The organism is Rhodococcus sp. 2G, assembly GCF_001886355.1.
Classification (GTDB): domain Bacteria; phylum Actinomycetota; class Actinomycetes; order Mycobacteriales; family Mycobacteriaceae; genus Rhodococcus; species Rhodococcus pyridinivorans.
In genome coordinates, this window is record NZ_CP018063.1 from 3,380,719 (window position 1) to 3,398,405 (window position 17,687).

Here is a 17,687-nt window from a genome sequence, read left to right on the forward strand (position 1 = left end):
GAAGCTATGACGCACCTCGCACGAACGGACCGTTCCCTCCCGTTGTGCGGGAGGTCACGTCGGCTACCTCACCGATCGACGGAACCGAACCAGATAGGACAGGAGCCGACGAACCGGAACCGACCGGGGCCAGTCGTCGGCACGGAAGTACGCGTCGGAACCGCCGTCGACGAACACTACGCTGCCACACAGGAAATCCGCGGCATCCGACAGCATGAAGACCGCCCACGCGGCAAGTTGTCCGGCATCACCGAAGCCACCGACCGGCACGGGAAACGAGCGGATCGCCTTCGCTTCGGACGGCGTGGACAATTGCTTCTCCAGCAGCGGTGTCATGATCGCTCCCGGCGCCAGAGCGTTGAGCCGGATACCGGCGCCCGCCCACTCCGGCCGCACGGCGGTGCGGCGAACCCATCTGCTGACGGCGATCTTCGAAGCTGCGTAGATGATCGACGGCGCAACCTTGCCGAACAGCCGGACCGATCGCACCGCCTTGTCCGCATCACCGTTCAGGAAAGCCTTGATCGTCCGACCCGGGACAGCGGGTGTGGTGGTCGTCGAATTGCTCGAGAACACGACCACCCTGGCGTTGCCCGCTGCATCGAGGGCCGCACGCCAGCCCACCAGAAGGTCGACGACCCCGAAGTAGTTGACCTCCGCGATCAGCCGGGGACGTTCAGGTCCGGGCGCCGGCCCGAGACCCGCAGCGAGCACGGCACCGTCCAGCCGGCCTTCGGCGGTCTCGAGCACGTTCGCGATGGCGTCCTTCCTGCCCTGAGGAGTCGACAGGTCCGCGACGACCTCCGCCTCCCCGATATCGACACCGATGACGGTGTGCCCGGCGGCGCGAAGTTGTTCTGCGACGGCGCGCCCCATGCCCGATGCAGATCCTGTCACCACATAGACGCCCACGTCGTCTCCTTCGTTGTTGCGTACCGGATCTACGGCGATCGATATTTGACATAGTAGGACAAAAATGGTGTCCTCGAAATGTGCGCCAGGAATCCTCCGATCCGCCAACGACATCCACCGAATCGGCGGGCGGACGCAGGCGTGGCCGGCCGTCCGTCATCGATACCGAAGCGATCGCCGAGGCGGCTTTCCACCTCTGGTCCCGACAGGGATACGCCGACACCAGCTGGAACGACCTCGCCGAAGCGACCGGGGTCAGTGCCCGCACCCTCATCAGGCACTTCTCCGTCAAGTCCGCGATCGCTTGGATCGGTGTGGCCCCCGCGACCGAACGTCTGCGCGCATCTCTCTCCGTCGCACCCGAGACCGCCCCACTGACCGACGCCGTACGCACGGCGATCGTCGAATCGATCTCGCATCGTCCGCACATCCAGCGCGTCGGACGCGATTGGCTCCGCCTCATCGCGGGCACACCCGAACTCGCCGCGATGTCGTCGGAAGCATACCGGCCATGGATCACCGAACTGGCCGATTACATCGGCCGACGCGTCCCCGAAGTCCCGGCAGCGATCGCGCGCGCGTTGGCAACCGCATACCAGGCCGCGTCGTTCGCAGCCCTGACGGAGTGGGCCGAAGAGGGCGCACACGGGGATCCCGCCGACGCCGTCGACGCGATGCTGCGCTGGATGGACATCGTTCCCCGCTCGTCGGCACGGTCCGTCTGAATCAGCACCGGACGGCCGAAAGTCCTCTCACAGCCCGAGAATCCGGAGATCACCATGACGACAGTCGACCCCGAACCAGCGTCCGCGCCCACGGTCGATCCGCTGGCGCCTGCGCGCCTCGGACCGATCACACTGCGCAACAGAATCATCAAGTCCGCAACCTTCGAGGGCGCCAGCCCCGACGCCCTGGTCAGCGACCGCCTCGTCGACTTCCATGTCAGGGTCGGTGAAGGGGGCGTCGGCATGACCACCGTCGCCTACCTGGCGGTGGCACCCGAAGGGCGCACCGAGAAGGATCAGATCTACTGGCGCCCGGAGGCCCTCGACGGGCTCCTGCGTCTCACCGACGCCGTGCACGCCACCGGCGCGAAGGTGTCCGCACAAATCGGCCACGCCGGTCCCGTGGCCAACTCCCGATCGAACGGACTCCCCTCGCTGGCGCCCTCCGCGCGCCCCAATCCCCTGTCGATGAGTATCGACAGGAAGGCGAGCGAGGACGACATCCGACGGATCATCGCCGCCCACGGCGATGCGACACGATACGCCCGTGAGGTCGGATTCGACGCGGTCGAAGTCCACCTGGGGCACAACTACCTCGCCAGTTCGTTCCTGAGCCCGAAGGTGAACCGCCGCAAGGACCGCTGGGGCGGATCCCTGTCCAACCGTGCCGAATTCGCGCGCCGCATTCTTGCCGCCGTCGCCGAAGCGGCAGACGGCAAGATAGCGGTCCTTGCCAAGATGAACATGGCCGACGGGGTGCCGGGCGGGCTCTGGCTGGACGAATCCCTGCCGTTCGCGAAGATGCTCGAGTCCGACGGGCATCTCGATGCACTCGAACTGACCGGTGGGTCGTCGCTGCTCAACCCGATGTACCTGTTCCGCGGAGACGTACCGCTACGCGAGATGGCCGAGACACAGATTCCGATCCTGCAACTCGGGATGAAGATGTTCGGCAATTTCGTCTTCCAGCACTATCCGTACGAACCGCTGTACTTCCTCGAGTACGCCCGCCAGTTCCGCGACGAGCTCGACCTCCCGCTCGTACTCCTCGGCGGCATCACCGATCTCGACGGAATGCAGGTCGCGATGCGCGAAGGCTTCGAGTTCGTCGCGATGGCCCGAGCACTGCTGCGCGAACCGGATCTGATCGCACAGATTCAGCGGGATCGCGACACACGGTCGTTGTGCATCCACTGCAACCGGTGCGCGGCCAGCATCTTCACGGGCACGCGGTGCCCGTTGGTAATCGATTCCCCGGCCTGAGAACACGCCGAAACGGCCCCGTCGCGATGTTTCGCGGCGGGGCCGTTTCCCTGCTCTCAATGCAGGCGAGGTAGATCCGGTCCGGCAGGCAGGTCGAGGTGCGTTTCGGTGAGTACACTCCGCGCGACCGCGCGATCGATACTGTCCCGAAGAGCGTTGCACTCCCGCCGGTGGACTCCGATAGCGGGGTTGCCCTGGGAGATTACCGGGCACTCGGACGTATCGGATGCCCACTGGATCGACGTATGCGCAGGGCTGAACTTCTCGACCAGCACCCCGAGTCCACATCGGTTACAGGCCAACTCCTGCATTGTCATGACGGACCTTCCCGACCGTCCGCCGGCGCCGGATCCGAGAACTCGAAGTGCTCGGGATGCGGCTCGCGCAGTAGTGTCCAGTAGTCGACCAGTCGCCACGGGCACGGCACGACAGCGCGTCCCTCGCTGTTTCGGTAGTAGCCGGTGGTCTGCGCACCCGGGTGTACCCACACGGTCTTGTCCAGCGCCTCGTCGACCTTGCGGTTGTACTCGTCGAGCACCTCCTGCCGCACATCCATCGCGTCATGCCCGTTCTCCACGAGGTACTGCAGACACTCGACGATGTAGTGGACGTGTTCCTCACTGAGGATGTTGTGGCCGGCACCGTGATTGGGCGCCGAGTTCGGCCCCGCGGTGACGAAGAGGTTGGGGAAACCGGACACCTGGATGCCCAGATACGCCCGAGGGTCGTCGCCCCCCTTCCACTGCTCGGCGAGGGTACGTCCTTCTGTCCCCACGATGTCGATCGAGGTCGTGAACTCCAGCTTGAAACCCGTCGCGAGAACGATGACGTCCGCGGGCACGAAGGTGCCCTCCGTCGTGACCACACCTTCCGGTGTCACTTCCCGGAACGACGCGCGATGCAGGGTCACGTGGTCACGGGTGAGCGCCGCGAAGAAGCCGGGGTCCTTGACGATCCGCTTGCTGTAGGGACGGAAGTCGGGCGTCAGCTTCTCGATGAGATCCGGCCGGTCGGGGAAGTTGGCCTGCAGATGGTTCAACGCTGTCTGAAGCACCATCTCGTTCGCCGGCGAAGCGGAGAAGTGCGCCTGCGCCCACTCCGGATCGATGCGCGGCATCACGTAGAGGTTGTCGGACGCGAACCAGTACGAGCGCAGCCGGAACCACTCGTGGTACCGCGGAAGGTGTGCCAGCGCCCACTTCTCGCCCTCCGGCACTTCGTTCACGACAGCCTTTTCCGGCACGATCCAGTGCGGTGACCTGACCACGACGTCGAGCGTTTTCACCCGGTCGACGATGCTCGCGACCACCTGAACGGACGTGCATCCGGTCCCGAGGACGACGACCCGTTTACCGGTGAGGTCGAGGCTCTCGTCCCATTCGGCCGTGTGCACGATGGTGCCGCCGAAGGTATCCATACCTTCGACATCCGGGATGTTCGGAGAGTTGAGCATCCCCAGGGCGGTCACGACGGCCTTGGCGCGATGAACCTCGCGAGTCCCGTCTGCGGACTCGACGGTGACCTCCCATACGTGCTGATCGTCGAGCCACCGCGCGGACTGCACCCGCGTACGGAAGGAGATGTTCTCCGCGATTCCGTAGGTGTCCACGACACCCTTCAGGTACTTCTGGTATTCGGTACCCGTCGGGTAGTACTTGGACCATCCTGGATTCAGCTCGAACGAATACGAGTAGTAGTGGCTGGGTGTATCGACGGCAGCACCGGGATAGGTGTTGCGCGACCAGGTTCCGCCGATCTCGTCACGGGCTTCGAACACGCGATAGGTGAAGCCGGCTTCGCCGAGCTTGATCGCGGCATTGATGCCGACGATCCCGGCACCTATCACGATCACGGAGAATTCCGGGGTCGGTTTCCGTGTGACCGGGACGCAGCGTTCGGAAAGGACGAACCCTGCTTGCTCGCGGAGAATCGGAACGAACTCCTCGTCGACGCGCTCCGAGGTCGCGACCGTCGCCATGCGGAGGAACAGCTCCGGGTCGGGAACACCCAGCCGGTCGTCGGCGTCCGGCGTGAGCAGCTCGTGGGCGCGCGCCCGGATATCGGCGACCACGTCGTCCGGGTACTGTCCCGGCGGCGTCGTCGGACGCGTCCCGGTGCGATAGTGGTTGCCAGGCTCGCTGATCGTCAGGCGTGGGGCGAACTCATCGAGCAGCGTGGTGTCGCCGGTGGCGTGGACCAGGGACATGAGAAGCGGTGCCGGATCGCATACGTCGATGGCGGCATGCAGCCGGCTTTCGCGGTCCTCCAGGTCCTCGGCACTCGAGCCGAGGGAGATCGTCTCGGTCATCATCAACCCTTCTTCGACGAGAGTTCGGTGGGTGTCTCGATTGCCCCTCGCTGCGCGATCTCGAATCCCTTGTAACCGGCTGCCGCGATCTCGGCACAGATGGTGCCGTAGTTCGCGAATCCACCGATGTACGGCATGAACACCCGTGGTTTGCCGGGAATGTTGGCGCCCATGTACCACGAGTTCGCCGAGGGGAACAGGGTGCCGGCGGCCTTCTCGTTGCACTCGGCGACCCATTCCTCGACGGCCCGCTCGGTCGGTTCGATCGAGGCGGCATCGTGCTCGTCGAGATGGTCCAGGCAGTCGGAGATCCAGTCCACCTGCTGCTCTGCCATGAGCACCATGTTCGCCAGCACACTCGGGCTTCCCGCACCCACCATGAAGAACATGTTGGGGAATCCGTGGGACGCGAGCCCCAGATAGGTTCGCGGTCCTGCGGACCATTCCTCACGGAGGGTACGCCCGCCGCGACCGCGGATATCGATCTTGGCCAGCGCACCCGTCATTGCGTCGAACCCGGTCGCAAAGACGATCATGTCCAGCGCATAGTGCTGTCCGCTCGTGCGCACACCGTCTTCGGTGATCTCGACGATCGGAGTGGTGCGCAGATTCACCAACGTCACATTGTCACGGTTGAACGTCTCGAAGTACCCGTCGTCGGTGACGATGCGCTTCGTTCCGATGGGATGGTCGTTCGGGATCAACTGGTTGGCGATCTCCGGGTCTTTCACCATCTCCCGAATCTTCGATTCGACGTACTCCCGCGCCGTGTCGTTCGCCCGAAGGTTGGTCGTCTGGTCCGGGAACGCTTTCGCGAAGAGATATCCCCCGCGTTGCCACCACTCGTCGTACACCCTGCGACGCTCGGCTTCGTCGACCTCCATCGCGCCTTTCGGGTACGGGGTGAACGGTGTGCCGCCACCGCTCATCCGTGCCAGTCGTCGGCGCTCCGAATACGTCGCCTTGACTTCGGCGATCTGCTCGGCGGTCAGCGGTCGGTTGCCGGCCGGGATCGAATAGTTCGGGCTCCGCTGGAAGACGAACACGTGGTCCGCGTCCTTTGCGATCACAGGAATCGATTGGATGCCCGACGAACCGGTTCCGATCACGCCGACGCGCTTGCCTGCGAATTCGACCGGCTCGTGGGGCCATTCACCGGTGTGGTAGGACTCGCCGGCGAAGGTGTCGCGACCGGGAATGTCGGGTCGGTTCGTCGCCGACAACACCCCTGTGGCCATGACGCAGAATCGCGCCGTAACCGATCGTCCGGTATCGGTGGTGACGGTCCACCGTGCCGACTCCTCGTCGTACACGGTCGACACCACCCGGGTGAGGAACTCGAAAGCGCTACGCAGGTTGTGCCGGTCGGCGACGTGTTCGAGATACGCGAGGATTTCTTCCTGCGTGGCGAACCTCTCGGACCATGTCCATTCCTGCTGCAGTTCCTCGTCGAAGGAGTACGAGTAGTCGATGCTCTCGACGTCGCAGCGGGCACCCGGATAGCGGTTGTGGAACCAGGTTCCTCCGACTCCCGCAGCGGATTCGAAGCCGTGGACGGTCATCCCGCGATTGCGGAGCTTGTAGACAGCATAGAGCCCGGAGATGCCGGCACCGATCACGACGGCATCGACATCGCTCGAAGGCGTTGCGGGAATCATACGGACGCTTCCTTCATCTGCTTGGCCCACAACCATTCGTGGCCCCAGTAGCTGTCCGCGGTGATTTCTTCGGCCGTGTAGTAGGTCTCGTCGACGAGCATGCCTTCGGTGCCGTATTCGATGTCCCATCCGCCGGGGACCTGAACGTAGAATGAGACCATCTTGTCGTTGGTGTGGCGCCCCAGCGTGGACGACACCGGAAAGTCCCGGGCGGTCACCTGATCGAGGGCACGACCGACTGCGTCGAGCGAGTCGACCTCCACCATCACGTGAACGAGTCCCGGGTCTCGATCCTCAGGGCTGGGCATGAGCGCCAGACTGTGATGGCGTTGGTTGACACCGAGGAACCGGATCCGCATCGGATCCATACCGGGAGGCGTCGGCAACCGGAACGCCCCGCGCGGAAGGAATTCGAGCACGTCGGTGTAGAAATGGAACGACTCGTCGAACGCGGTGGTAGGCATGACCACGTGCCCGAGGCCTTGTGCCCCGGTCACGAACTTCTGGCCGTAGCGCGTGATGACGGGACTGTGATCGAGAGCCGGCCCGAAGAAGAATTCGAGCGGTGTACCGCCCGGATCCTTCATGACCAGTCCACCTTCGACTCGCCGTCGCTCGCATGTCTCGAACGGCATGGCCTCGAAGTCGTACCCCGCAGTCGTCAGGCGGTCCGCGAGGGACCGCAGACCGGTACCGTCCCGGACCTCCCAGCCGACTGCGGTCACGCGGTCGGTGTCGCCTGGTTCGACGGTGATCCGGGCCGGGCGTTCATCCATTCGGAAGTGCAGTGCGTCCTCCTCCGGACCGGTGCCCGGCGCGAAACCGAGTACGTCGAAACCGAGTTCGCGCCAGCGCGCCATGTCGGTGGCCTGGACGCGGACGTAGCCGAGGCTTTTGATCTCAGTCACAGAATTCCTTTCGAGTACGCAAGAAGTGTCAGATCATCACGCGGAGGGGCCCGTCCGGAACGTCGATTCCGAGGGAGGCCATGGCCGACGCGTGATAGGTGGTGCTGGTGACGTGGATGGCGTGGTGCAGGCCTGCGTGCGCGTCCCGCCAGAACCGCTGCAACGGATTGTCGACGCGGAGCGCATTCCCGCCCGAGCGATCGAAGATTTCGTCCGCAGCACGGACGGCCCGCCAGGCGGAGCGCACCTGATTGCGCCGCGACATGGCACGGGTTTCGAAGTCGACCTCCTTGCCGGAGTCGACGAGATCCCAGATGTGATCGACGTTCGCCAAGAGTTGCTGGCGGGCCGCGTCGATCTCTGCGGCCGCTTCACCGAGTGCATGCAGGACGTACGGATCGTCCTTGATCGCCGTTCCCGCCGCACCCACACGGCCGCGCTGATAGTCGAGACCGGCCGCGAGCACGCCTTCACAGATCCCGATGGTGGCGGAGGTGATGCCGAGCGGGAACATCGTCGACCACGGCATCCGGTACAGGGTCTCGGTGACTCCGTACTCCTTGGCCGCTGTCCCGTCGATCACAGCCCCGCCGTCCATCACCCGGTACTCGGGAATGAACGCGTCCTTCACCACGATGTCCTTGCTGCCCGTGCCACGAAGCCCGACGACATCCCACGAGTCGTCGACGATCTCGTAATCGGAACGCGGGAGGATCACGTGCAGACTGACGGGCGGCATGATGGGGGCGCCGTCCTCACCGCCGGTCATCGCGCCGAGGAAGATCCAGTCGCAGTGATCGGTTCCGGACGAGAACTGCCACCGTCCCGACATCCGGTATCCACCGTCGACGGGAACTGCGATACCCCCGGGCATGTAGGGAGACGCCTGCCAGGTGTCGGCGTCGGTGCCGAGCACTTCGTCCTGCACCTTGGGGTCGGCGAAGGCGAGCTGCCACGGGTGGACACCGACGATCCCGCCGACCCATCCTGCAGAACCGTAGATGCTGGCGGTCTTCATCACCGTCTCGGCGAACTCACGAGGGTGTGCTTCGTACCCGTTGTACTTCTTCCGCTGCAGCAGCCGGATGATGCCGGACTGCCGGAGACCGGCGGCCATGTCGTTCGTCAGCCGACCGAGTTGGTCGGAGTCGTCGGCCCCCGCTCGGATCTCGTCGGCAATCGCGACGATGTTGTCGAGCACTTCGTAACTCATGGTTTCTCCAGGAGGGTATGTAGTGATGCGGAACTGGGGGTCAGGATCCCGATTCGGCGGAGGCCGTCTCACGAGCCCGGGTGAGGTTCGGGGCGAAGGCACTACGTCCGGCAGCGACGTTCTCGTCGACTTCGGCCTGCCAGCTCGTCAGTGCGCGCGTGGTGTCGATCTCGTACTCGAAGCGGTTGACCATTTCGGGTCGGATGTCCTCGACGTCGACGTAGAACTGTTCGTACCACCGCCGTAGTTGATAGACGGGACCGTCCTCCTCACACAGGAGGGGATTGTCGATCCGCGACTTGCTCTTCCAGATCTCGACGTCCTGCTCGAATCCGATCGCGATGCCCTGGGCGACGGCCTGGGCGATCTGCTCCGCCTGCTCCGGAGGCATTCCCGCGGGCCTTTCGACGATCACGCCGTACTGCAGGCGGAAGGCGGTCGGGGAGATGGGGTAATGGCAGTTGATCAGGTAGATGTTCGGCGTCGACTCGGGATCACGGCCGCCGCTCCACAGCTTGTCGATCATGTACGAGGGACCGTAATAGGTTGCGTCGGATTGGTTTTCTTCACTGTAGTTGGTGCTCTGGCTGACGCCGACGGCATCTTCCCGAGGCCGGGACCGCATCACCTGGGTAGCCGTATGGCCTTCGAACACGTTTCGGAAGTAGGTCGGCATCCCGTAGTGGACGTAGAAGAAGTGCGCCATGTCGACGAGGTTGTCCACGATCTCGCGACAGTGGGATCCGGTCACCTCGATCGAGTTCCACACCCAGTCGGTCCAGCCGGGGTCGCCGAAGGTGGGAATCTCGGGAATGGCCAGCTCCGCAGGCGGCATGCCACCCTGCGGGTCGTGCCACACGAAGAGCTGACCGCTCACTTCCGCTACCGGCCATGCCCGGGTGCGGGCAAGCGGCGGGACGCGACGCGCATAGGGAATCTCGGCGCACTTACCGTCACCACGCCAGCGCCAGTCGTGGAACGGACAGGCGATGGTGTTGCCCTTCACGGATCCCTGTGCCAGGTTTCCGCCCATGTGCCTGCAATAGGCGTCGAGGACGTTGATCTTGCCGTCCTCTCCGGCGAACACCACGAGGGCTGTCCCGAACGCGTCGACCTGATGAGGCTTGCCATCCGCGAAGTCGCGCACGAGTCCCAGGCAGTGCCATCCCCGCGCATAGCGCTCCGGCGGCGTGCCGGCATCGATGGTGCGGACCTGATCTTCGATATCTATGGAACCCACGGTGCCTCCTGGTCGGCTGATCGCGACAACTCACCCGTCGCACAGTGACCAGAATCAAGAACCGGGACGCCGCTGTGATGTCCGTCTCCCGCAGAACGGGAGGGTAGTTTCGACGAACGAGGGGCCGCCTGGCACGGTCGGCCCGAAGTTGCCGCGCTCGACGCACCGAAGGTACCGTGACGCACATCACACTTAGGGGTGTCAGGAGGAGAAGTGAGTACGTCACGCACCGATGGGCTGCCCGTGTCCGTCGTAGACCGGATCTCCCTGGTCCTGGAGGCACTGAGCACGGGCCCGATGACGTTGGCCAAGGTCACAGCGCGCACCGGGCTCCCCCGATCGTCGGCACACCGCCTGCTGGAACAGCTGGCCAATGCGGGCTGGCTCGCCAGATCGCCCGAGCAGACGTACGAGCTCGGAGTGAAGGCGTACGAAATGGGCCAGGCAGCACTCAATCAGAACCGGCTCCTGCATCATGCGCGCCCTCTCATGCATGCCTTCGCTCATCGCACCGGGTTCACGGTGCAGCTGGGAGTCGTGGACCGCGGGGACACCGTCTACCTGGCGAAGGTGAACGGACGCACCTCGGGGTCGACACCGACGGCCGTCGGCCAGCGGGTGCCGGCCCACTCGACCGCCTTGGGCAAGGTCATCATGGCGTACTCGGCGGTCTCGTCCCAGCACTCTCCCGACGGTGCCCGGACCGGCCCCGCGACAGCACCTTCGGGACGGAGCCGCTTCGAGGACGAGATGGCTCAGGTGCGTGACCGTGGCGCCGCGTTCGACCGTGGGGAGGCGTTCCCCGGCACGGCCTGTGTCGGGGTGTCCATCGGTCCGCCCGATCACATGTACGGGAATCTCGCAGCGCTGTCCGTGTGTGCCCCCGTGAGCGTGCTGGATCATCAGAAGATGATCGGGCCCGTGCGTGTTCTGGCCGGCGAGATCTGGCAGCGCTGCGTCGCGACAGATCTTTCGAGGCACTAGCGGACGACGGCCGGCGCGGGACACGTGTGCCCCGCGCCGGCCGTCGCGTCGACGAGTTCGGATCAGCCGCGCTGCACGAACTCCACGAGATAGCCGTCCGGGTCGCGGACCGTGCCGATCACCATTCCGTACGCCTCGAGTTTCGTCGCCGGTGTCTCCTCGACGCCACCTTGACTACATGCGTCGGCCATCCTCCCCTCGACGTCGTCGGTGTTCAACACGATCTTGACGAACATGTGGCCGTGATCGTGCGGGGTTTCCGCGTCGGCGCCCGTCGGCAGGACGAGCTCGAGACCTGCGGCACCGGCCCGGACGATCGACGCACGGAAGGTGGGGGTGTCCAGATCCTTGTCGTGCACGAATCCGCATCCCCGGATGTAGAATTCGGTCGATCGTTCCAAGTCTGCGACTCTCAGCGCAGTGAGTGAGAGCAACGTCTGCGTATCCGGACTCTGTACGGTCATCGCGTTTGGGACCCGCCGTTGAAGTCCAGCGTCTGACCGGTGATTCCGCCGGCCTCGTTCGAGGCCAGGTAGGCGCAGAATGCGCCGACCTCGATGGGATCGCCCAGGCGGCCGATCGGGATGGTCCGGAGGATCTGCTCGATCATCTCCGGACTCATCTTGTCCTCGAGGTTCTTCTGATGACCCAGCGCCACGATGTTCGCGGTCACACCGTACTGCCCGGTCTCGGCCGCCAGGTGCCGGATGAACCCTTCGATACCGCTCTTACCCGTGGCGTACATCGTTTGATTGATGTTCTGACCCGTGCGTGCGGAACCCGACGAGATCTGGACGACCCGACCCCAGCCGGCCTCGCACATTCCGTCGAGGGCGACCTTGATGCAATTCATCGCGCCGTAGATGTTGAGATCGATCGGAGCGCGCCACTCCTCGGGCGAGAGCTCGCGGAACGGTTTGATCACGCGTCCTTCCGCGACGCCCGCATTGTTGACGACGATGTCGACGTGGCCGCCGAGTTCCTTCTCCGCCGCTCGTACGTGTTCGAGCGTGGCGTCGTAATCGGTGACGTCGAACGCCGATGCGATCGCCGCGTTCCCCTCCTCGACGATCGACGCGGCGACCTTCTCGGCCCGATCTGCGAACAGGTCGTTGACGATGACCGACGCCCCCTGCCGTGCAAGGACCTTCGCGATTCCTTCACCGACACTCTGACCGGCACCGCTGACGAGCGCGATGCGTCCGGCAAGACTGAACACAGGTACTCCTTCCCGTCGACAAGATTCGACGAATCGTGGTGTGGCCCAGTGCACAACAGTCGACTATTTTTTGTCAACAAATATTGGATCCAATAATCGCTGCGTATCTGTTAGAGTCTCCGCATGACCCAGATCTCACCCGATTCGGACTTGGGCGCAGGCCCGGCCGAACCGATTCTCTGCTCCGTCGCAGACGGCGTCGCCCGCCTGACCCTGAACAATCCGCGCCGCAAGAATGCGATCACCCTGGAGATGGCCGCCGAGATCGCAGCCTTCTGCGACCGGGTCGAATCCGACACGGCCATCGGCGCCGTGGTGATCGACGCCCGCGGCAGCTATTTCTGCAGCGGTGCCGACACTCGCGACCTCGCATCCTCGTCTGCGGATCCGGCATCTCCCGAAGCAGTGCAACGCACGTCGGCGGTCTACAACGCCTTCGTGCGGATCGGATCGCTACCGGTACCGACGATCGCCGTCGTGGTCGGCGGCGCTGTCGGGGCAGGCCTGAACCTCGCCATGGCCGCCGACATCATGGTGGTCACGCCCGACACCGTCCTCGACAGCGGTTTCTCCGCCCGGAGCATCCATCCCGGTGGTGGCCATATCTCTCTGCTGGGACGCGCGATGGGCTGGTCGGCGGCGATCGCGCTCGCCGCATGCGGCCAGTCCCTGACCGGGTCCGAAGCCGTGGCGCGAGGACTCGCTTACACCGCGGTGGCCGCCGAAGACATACCGGGTACCGTCGAGGAGTTGACCCGCACGGCCGCCGCCGATCCCGAACTGACCCGACGCATCATGACGAGCGCACGCCTCGAATTGGGGCCGCCCGCCGTAAGCTGGGAGTCGGCGCTGGAGATCGAACGCGGCGTACAGATGTGGTCGATGGCCCGCAAGGGCCGGGCATCGTGGTCGTCGCGAGGACCGAGCCGCTCATGACCGCCACGGGGACCGAGCACCTCGACGGGATCGAATCCGAGCTCGAGCACCTGCGTACCGAAGTACGAGCCTTCCTGTCCCACGAGAGCGCCACAGGCGGGTTCGTACCGGACACCGACAGCTGGATGACCGGATTCGATCCCGGCTTCAGCGCTCGCGTGGCCGGACGCGGCTGGCTGGGCATGACCATTCCCACGGAGTACGGCGGACACGGACGCAGCCCACTCGAGCGCTTCGTCGTCAGCGAGGAGATGCTTGCGCACGGCGCTCCCGTCGCGGCGCACTGGATCGCCGACCGCCAGATGGCCCCGAGCATCCTCGCCAACGGCTCCGAGGAGCAGAAGCGACGATATCTCCCCGGAATCGCCTCGGGACGTTCGTTCTTCGCGATCGGCATGAGCGAACCCGACGCAGGATCGGATCTGGCCGCGGTGCGCACCCGCGCCGTGGACAACGGCGATTCGTGGACGATCACCGGAACCAAGGTCTGGACGACCGGAGCCCACCTCGCGCACGCGATGGTGGTGCTCGCCCGCACCGACGGACAACCGGGTGACCGCCACAGCGGTCTGTCCCAGTTCGTCGTCGACCTCCCCCACCCCGACATCGAGATCCGCCCCTTGCGGAGTATCGACGGACAGGCACATTTCAACGAGGTCGTCTTCCACGGCGCGCAGGTGCCTGCGTCGGCTCTGCTCGGCAGGCGCGGAAACGGCTGGGCACAGGTCATGGGCGAACTCGCGTTCGAACGATCCGGACCCGAGCGCTATCTGAGCACGATGCCTCTGCTGCGCGCATGGGCAACCCGCCTCGCAGCGACCGGGGCCACTGCCGAACAACGGCAGACGCTGGGCACTCTCACCGCACGAGCGTGGGCGCTGCGCCGCATGTCCCTGCAAGTCGCGGCCGAACTGACGGCCGGCCGTAAGCCGGATGTACTCGCTGCGATGGTGAAGGATCTAGGGTCGACGTTCGAGGGTGATCTGGTCGAAGCCGTGCGAGCCTCGAGCGCCCTCGTCGCCCGGCGCGGTGGAGCCGACCCGCTCGCGCGCATGCTGGCCCACAGCGTTCTGCACACACCTGTGTTCACCCTCAGGGGTGGCACCAACGAAATTCTGCGCGGGATCGTCGCGCGCGGACTGGGGGTTCGATGAGCGAGTTCACCACCGAGCTGGCGGAGACCACCGCGGCGATCATCGAGCACGTGGGTGTCGATCCGGAGACGCCGGCCGAAGGCATGTCCGGCGCCCTCTGGACGCACCTCGCGGACGGCGGCTTCGTCACCGTCGGCGTACCGGAAGCTGCCGGTGGGGGTGGCGCGGCACTCGGCGACGCACTCGCAGTCGTGACGACTGCAGCGCGGCACGGCGCACTGGTGCCCCTCGTCGAGCACGGCATCCTCGCAGCCTGGCTCGCTGCCACAGCGGGACACGTGCTGACCTCCGAGATCGCGACCGTGGCAGAAGGTGATGCGCACTGTTCGATCCACCGTCACGGCGACACCCTGCTGTTCGACGGCGCCGTGACAGGGGTGCCCTATGCGGCCGACGCCGACACCCTCGTCGTGATCCTCCCCCCGGAACCCGGCGCGGACGGTTCCTCGGTCGCCGTCGTGGCCATGTCCGGGAGCGACGCCGAGATCTCGGCCGAAACCGACCTGACCGGTGTGTCCTACGCCGACATCGTTTTCCGGGATGCACCCGTCGCATTCCACGGGAGTTCACCGGTTTCCCTCACCGGATTCCTGCACCGTGGCGCTCTGGCCTACGCGGCCTCCACGGCGGCTGCGGCCGCCGCGGTACAGGATCACACCGTCCGCTACGCGTCCGAGCGCACCCAATTCGGACGTCCGCTCGCGAAATTCCAAGCCGTTCAGCAGCAACTCGCGCAGCTCGCCGCCCGGACCACGATGATGGAGATCGCCGTCGACTCCGCGATCGCCACGTACGCCGACCCGGAGATCGGCCGGCTCACGACAGCAGCCGCGAAGGTGGTGACCGCGATGTCCGCGCACTCCGTCGCTGCTGCCGGCCATCAGATCCACGGTGCCATCGGCACGACCTCCGAACACAGCCTCGGCCGTTTCACCACCGCGTTGTGGAGCTGGCGCGACCGATTCGGCTCCGAACAGTTCTGGGCAGAAGACCTGGCGAGCCGCATCCTCGACGACGGCATCGACGTGTGGGATGTCGTCACCGGAACACGATCAGAGCACGACACCGCACCGACAACGCACAGGAGCCCGGCATGAACGTCTCCACTTCCCCAGGCCACACGTCCGCAGCGACGACCGTCGACGGCAGTTCGGTGATCGACGGTCGCGCCGCGTGGCGGGCGGCCGATCGGAACACCGGAATCGGCGCGCTCGCCGGACTCCGCGTACTCGATCTCAGCAGGGTCCTCGCCGGGCCGTATACCGCCCAGACTCTCGCCGACCACGGCGCCGAGGTGATCAAGGTGGAAGCACCGTCGGGCGACGAAACCCGCGGCTGGGGACCGCCTTTCGACGATTCGGGCGAGAGCAGCGCATACTACGCCGGCCTCAATCACAGCAAGGACAACATCTGTCTCGACCTCCGGACGGATGCGGGCCGTGAGGTGCTCTCGCACCTGCTGCGCGGCGCCGACGTGGTGATCGAGAACTTCAAAGCCGGCACGATGGCTCGTTGGGGATTCGACTACGAGACCGTGCTGGCCGAGGAGAACCCCCGCCTGGTGTACTGCAGGGTGACCGGCTTCGGAGTCGACGGTCCGATGGGCGGCCTACCCGGATACGACGCGGTTCTGCAATCCTTCGGTGGCTTGATGAGCGTCAACGGTTATCCCGACGGCAATCCCTTGCGCGTCGGAGTTCCGATCGTCGACATCGTGGCGTCCCACATGGCGGTCAGCGGTATTCTGCTCGCGCTCAGGGAACGGGACAGCAGCGGGCACGGGCAACTCGTGGACATCACCCTTCTCGACTCGGTCATCTCGCTTCTGCACCCCCACGCCTCGAACTGGGTTTCGAGCGGGAAGGTGCCGCAGCGCACGGGCGATTATCACCCGACGGTCGTGCCGTATCAGGTCTTTGCCGCCCTCGACGGCGACTTCTTCATCAGCGCCGCCAACGACCGGCAGTTCCGCTCCTTGGTGACCGTCCTGGGCAGGCCGGATCTCGCCGACGATCCGCGATTCGTCTCCAACGGCGTGCGTTCGCACAATCGCGACGAACTCGCGAACGTGCTCGGTGGACTCGTCGCCGGATGGAAACGCGACGACCTCGCGGCCGAACTCGAACGCGCCGGTGTCGCCGCCAGCCCGGTCAACACCGTCGACCAGGCCCTGACCGCTCCCCAGACCGTTCACCGTGGGCTCTTCATCGACACCGTCGACTATCGTGGCCTGGGTGTGCCGATAAAGCTCGGACGAACCGCGACACGCACACCCCGGACTGCAGTTCCTCTCGGAACGGACACCGCGGCGGTGCTCCACTCGATGGGGTACAGCATGGAGGCCGTCGACGCGCTGCGCGCCGCGGGCACGTTGGGGCGTTCACGACCGGGCCGGCCGTAAACGACTCGGAGCGAGACTGCAGGAAGGAACGAGGTGAGCCGACGATCGACGCGGGCAGGTGACAGCGCCGGAACCGGTCCTTCCCCGGCCGTTCGCGGCGCCGAATGGGTCGCAACCGAGATCGAGCGGCTGATCGTCACCGGCGACCTGCTGCCCGGCCAGCCGGTCCGGCAGGAACTGATGGCCGAACGTCTGGGAGTCAGCCGACTCCCGATCCGGGAAGGACTCCGCCAGCTCGCCTCGCAAGGTCTCGTCGAACACCGTCGCAACGTCGGGTACACGGTCGTCCGGCTCGAACAGTCCGAGTTCGACCAGATCTATCTGATGCGCCATGCGCTCGAGCGGGAGGTACTGGCGTCCCTTCCCGTGTTCGACGCCGACACGCTCGCCGAGATCCGTATGCTGGGCGAGCGCGTCGCGGAGGCGGCGGAACGCGGGGATCTGCTCGAGATGCGCCTGGCGAACCAGGACTTCCACTTCGCGATGTTCGACCGTTCCCCGCTGCGTCTGGTCGTGTCGGAGATCCGCCGATTGTGGCGCCTCGCGATGCCGTATCACGCGGCCTATCTCTTCGATGCCGAGGTACGACGACGCGTGATAGCAGAACACGATGCCATGATCGACGCGCTTGCCCATCACGACAACGAGCGCCTGATCGCGTTGATGAACGAGCATCGGCGCGGTGGCGAAGCGGGGACGAACATGCTGCTGCGGAACACCACTCGCGAGGGCTCGTAACTCGCGCCTTCCACACATGACAACCGGC

General features: G+C 65.3%; 16 protein-coding genes. 8 read left to right on the top strand and 8 right to left on the bottom strand.

What is annotated here, in order from left to right; genetic code table 11:
- Positions 1-63 precede the first annotated feature (63 nt).
- Positions 64-912: an SDR family oxidoreductase gene (locus BO226_RS15940; RefSeq protein WP_071935642.1), complete on the bottom strand. Its 849-nt coding sequence runs from the start codon at positions 910-912 to the stop codon at positions 64-66.
- A gap of 80 nt (positions 913-992) precedes the next feature.
- On the opposite strand from BO226_RS15940, the gene BO226_RS15945 reads away from it, so the two are divergent.
- Together BO226_RS15945 and BO226_RS15950 are read left to right on the top strand one after the other, a co-directional pair.
- Positions 993-1,637: a TetR/AcrR family transcriptional regulator gene (locus tag BO226_RS15945; protein ID WP_071935643.1), complete on the top strand. Its 645-nt coding sequence runs from the start codon at positions 993-995 to the stop codon at positions 1,635-1,637.
- Positions 1,638-1,691: 54 nt separating this feature from the next.
- Positions 1,692-2,900 (top strand): NADH:flavin oxidoreductase, encoded by a 1,209-nt coding sequence (locus tag BO226_RS15950; RefSeq protein ID WP_071935644.1) that lies wholly within the window; start codon positions 1,692-1,694, stop codon positions 2,898-2,900.
- Positions 2,901-3,213: 313 nt separating this feature from the next.
- Here the strand turns inward: BO226_RS15950 and BO226_RS15960 are convergent, their stop codons facing one another.
- The 5 genes from BO226_RS15960 to BO226_RS15980 are packed head-to-tail and all read right to left on the bottom strand — an operon-like array spanning position 3,214 to position 10,227.
- Positions 3,214-5,211 carry a flavin-containing monooxygenase gene (locus BO226_RS15960; protein ID WP_156895221.1) on the bottom strand — a complete coding sequence of 666 codons (1,998 nt, stop codon included), beginning with the start codon at positions 5,209-5,211 and terminating at the stop codon, positions 3,214-3,216.
- Positions 5,211-6,866, bottom strand: coding sequence for a flavin-containing monooxygenase (locus BO226_RS15965; RefSeq protein WP_071935646.1), 1,656 nt, complete (start codon positions 6,864-6,866; stop codon positions 5,211-5,213). Before BO226_RS15965 ends, BO226_RS15960 begins: the two co-directional genes overlap by 1 nt.
- Positions 6,863-7,774 carry a VOC family protein gene (locus tag BO226_RS15970; protein ID WP_071935647.1) on the bottom strand — a complete coding sequence of 304 codons (912 nt, stop codon included), beginning with the start codon at positions 7,772-7,774 and terminating at the stop codon, positions 6,863-6,865. Before BO226_RS15970 ends, BO226_RS15965 begins: the two co-directional genes overlap by 4 nt.
- A gap of 28 nt (positions 7,775-7,802) precedes the next feature.
- On the bottom strand, positions 7,803-8,987 hold the full coding sequence (locus BO226_RS15975; RefSeq protein ID WP_071935648.1) for an acyl-CoA dehydrogenase family protein: 1,185 nt from the start codon (positions 8,985-8,987) through the stop codon (positions 7,803-7,805).
- Positions 8,988-9,027: 40 nt separating this feature from the next.
- On the bottom strand, positions 9,028-10,227 hold the full coding sequence (locus tag BO226_RS15980; RefSeq protein WP_071935649.1) for a Rieske 2Fe-2S domain-containing protein: 1,200 nt from the start codon (positions 10,225-10,227) through the stop codon (positions 9,028-9,030).
- Positions 10,228-10,440: 213 nt separating this feature from the next.
- Between BO226_RS15980 and BO226_RS15985 the strand changes: the two genes are divergently transcribed.
- On the top strand, positions 10,441-11,211 hold the full coding sequence (locus tag BO226_RS15985; RefSeq protein WP_071935650.1) for an IclR family transcriptional regulator: 771 nt from the start codon (positions 10,441-10,443) through the stop codon (positions 11,209-11,211).
- Positions 11,212-11,273: 62 nt separating this feature from the next.
- Here BO226_RS15985 and BO226_RS15990 read toward each other — a convergent pair whose 3' ends face one another.
- Entirely contained in the window at positions 11,274-11,612 is a 339-nt protein-coding gene (locus BO226_RS15990) for a VOC family protein (protein WP_232237969.1), read from the bottom strand.
- Between the two features lie 59 nt (positions 11,613-11,671).
- Complete coding sequence (locus tag BO226_RS15995; protein ID WP_232237970.1) at positions 11,672-12,484, bottom strand: SDR family oxidoreductase; 813 nt, start codon at positions 12,482-12,484, stop codon at positions 11,672-11,674.
- Positions 12,485-12,553: 69 nt separating this feature from the next.
- On the opposite strand from BO226_RS15995, the gene BO226_RS16000 reads away from it, so the two are divergent.
- The 5 genes from BO226_RS16000 to BO226_RS16020 are packed head-to-tail and all read left to right on the top strand — an operon-like array spanning position 12,554 to position 17,659.
- Entirely contained in the window at positions 12,554-13,366 is an 813-nt protein-coding gene (locus BO226_RS16000) for an enoyl-CoA hydratase-related protein (RefSeq protein WP_071935653.1), read from the top strand.
- Positions 13,363-14,520 carry an acyl-CoA dehydrogenase family protein gene (locus BO226_RS16005; protein WP_071936476.1) on the top strand — a complete coding sequence of 386 codons (1,158 nt, stop codon included), beginning with the start codon at positions 13,363-13,365 and terminating at the stop codon, positions 14,518-14,520. The genes BO226_RS16000 and BO226_RS16005 overlap by 4 nt, the downstream gene beginning before the upstream one ends.
- Positions 14,517-15,617 (top strand): acyl-CoA dehydrogenase family protein, encoded by a 1,101-nt coding sequence (locus tag BO226_RS16010; RefSeq protein WP_071935654.1) that lies wholly within the window; start codon positions 14,517-14,519, stop codon positions 15,615-15,617. Before BO226_RS16005 ends, BO226_RS16010 begins: the two co-directional genes overlap by 4 nt.
- Positions 15,614-16,921, top strand: coding sequence for a CaiB/BaiF CoA transferase family protein (locus BO226_RS16015; RefSeq protein WP_071935655.1), 1,308 nt, complete (start codon positions 15,614-15,616; stop codon positions 16,919-16,921). The genes BO226_RS16010 and BO226_RS16015 overlap by 4 nt, the downstream gene beginning before the upstream one ends.
- A gap of 33 nt (positions 16,922-16,954) precedes the next feature.
- Positions 16,955-17,659, top strand: coding sequence for a GntR family transcriptional regulator (locus tag BO226_RS16020; RefSeq protein ID WP_083543656.1), 705 nt, complete (start codon positions 16,955-16,957; stop codon positions 17,657-17,659).
- Positions 17,660-17,687 lie beyond the last annotated feature (28 nt).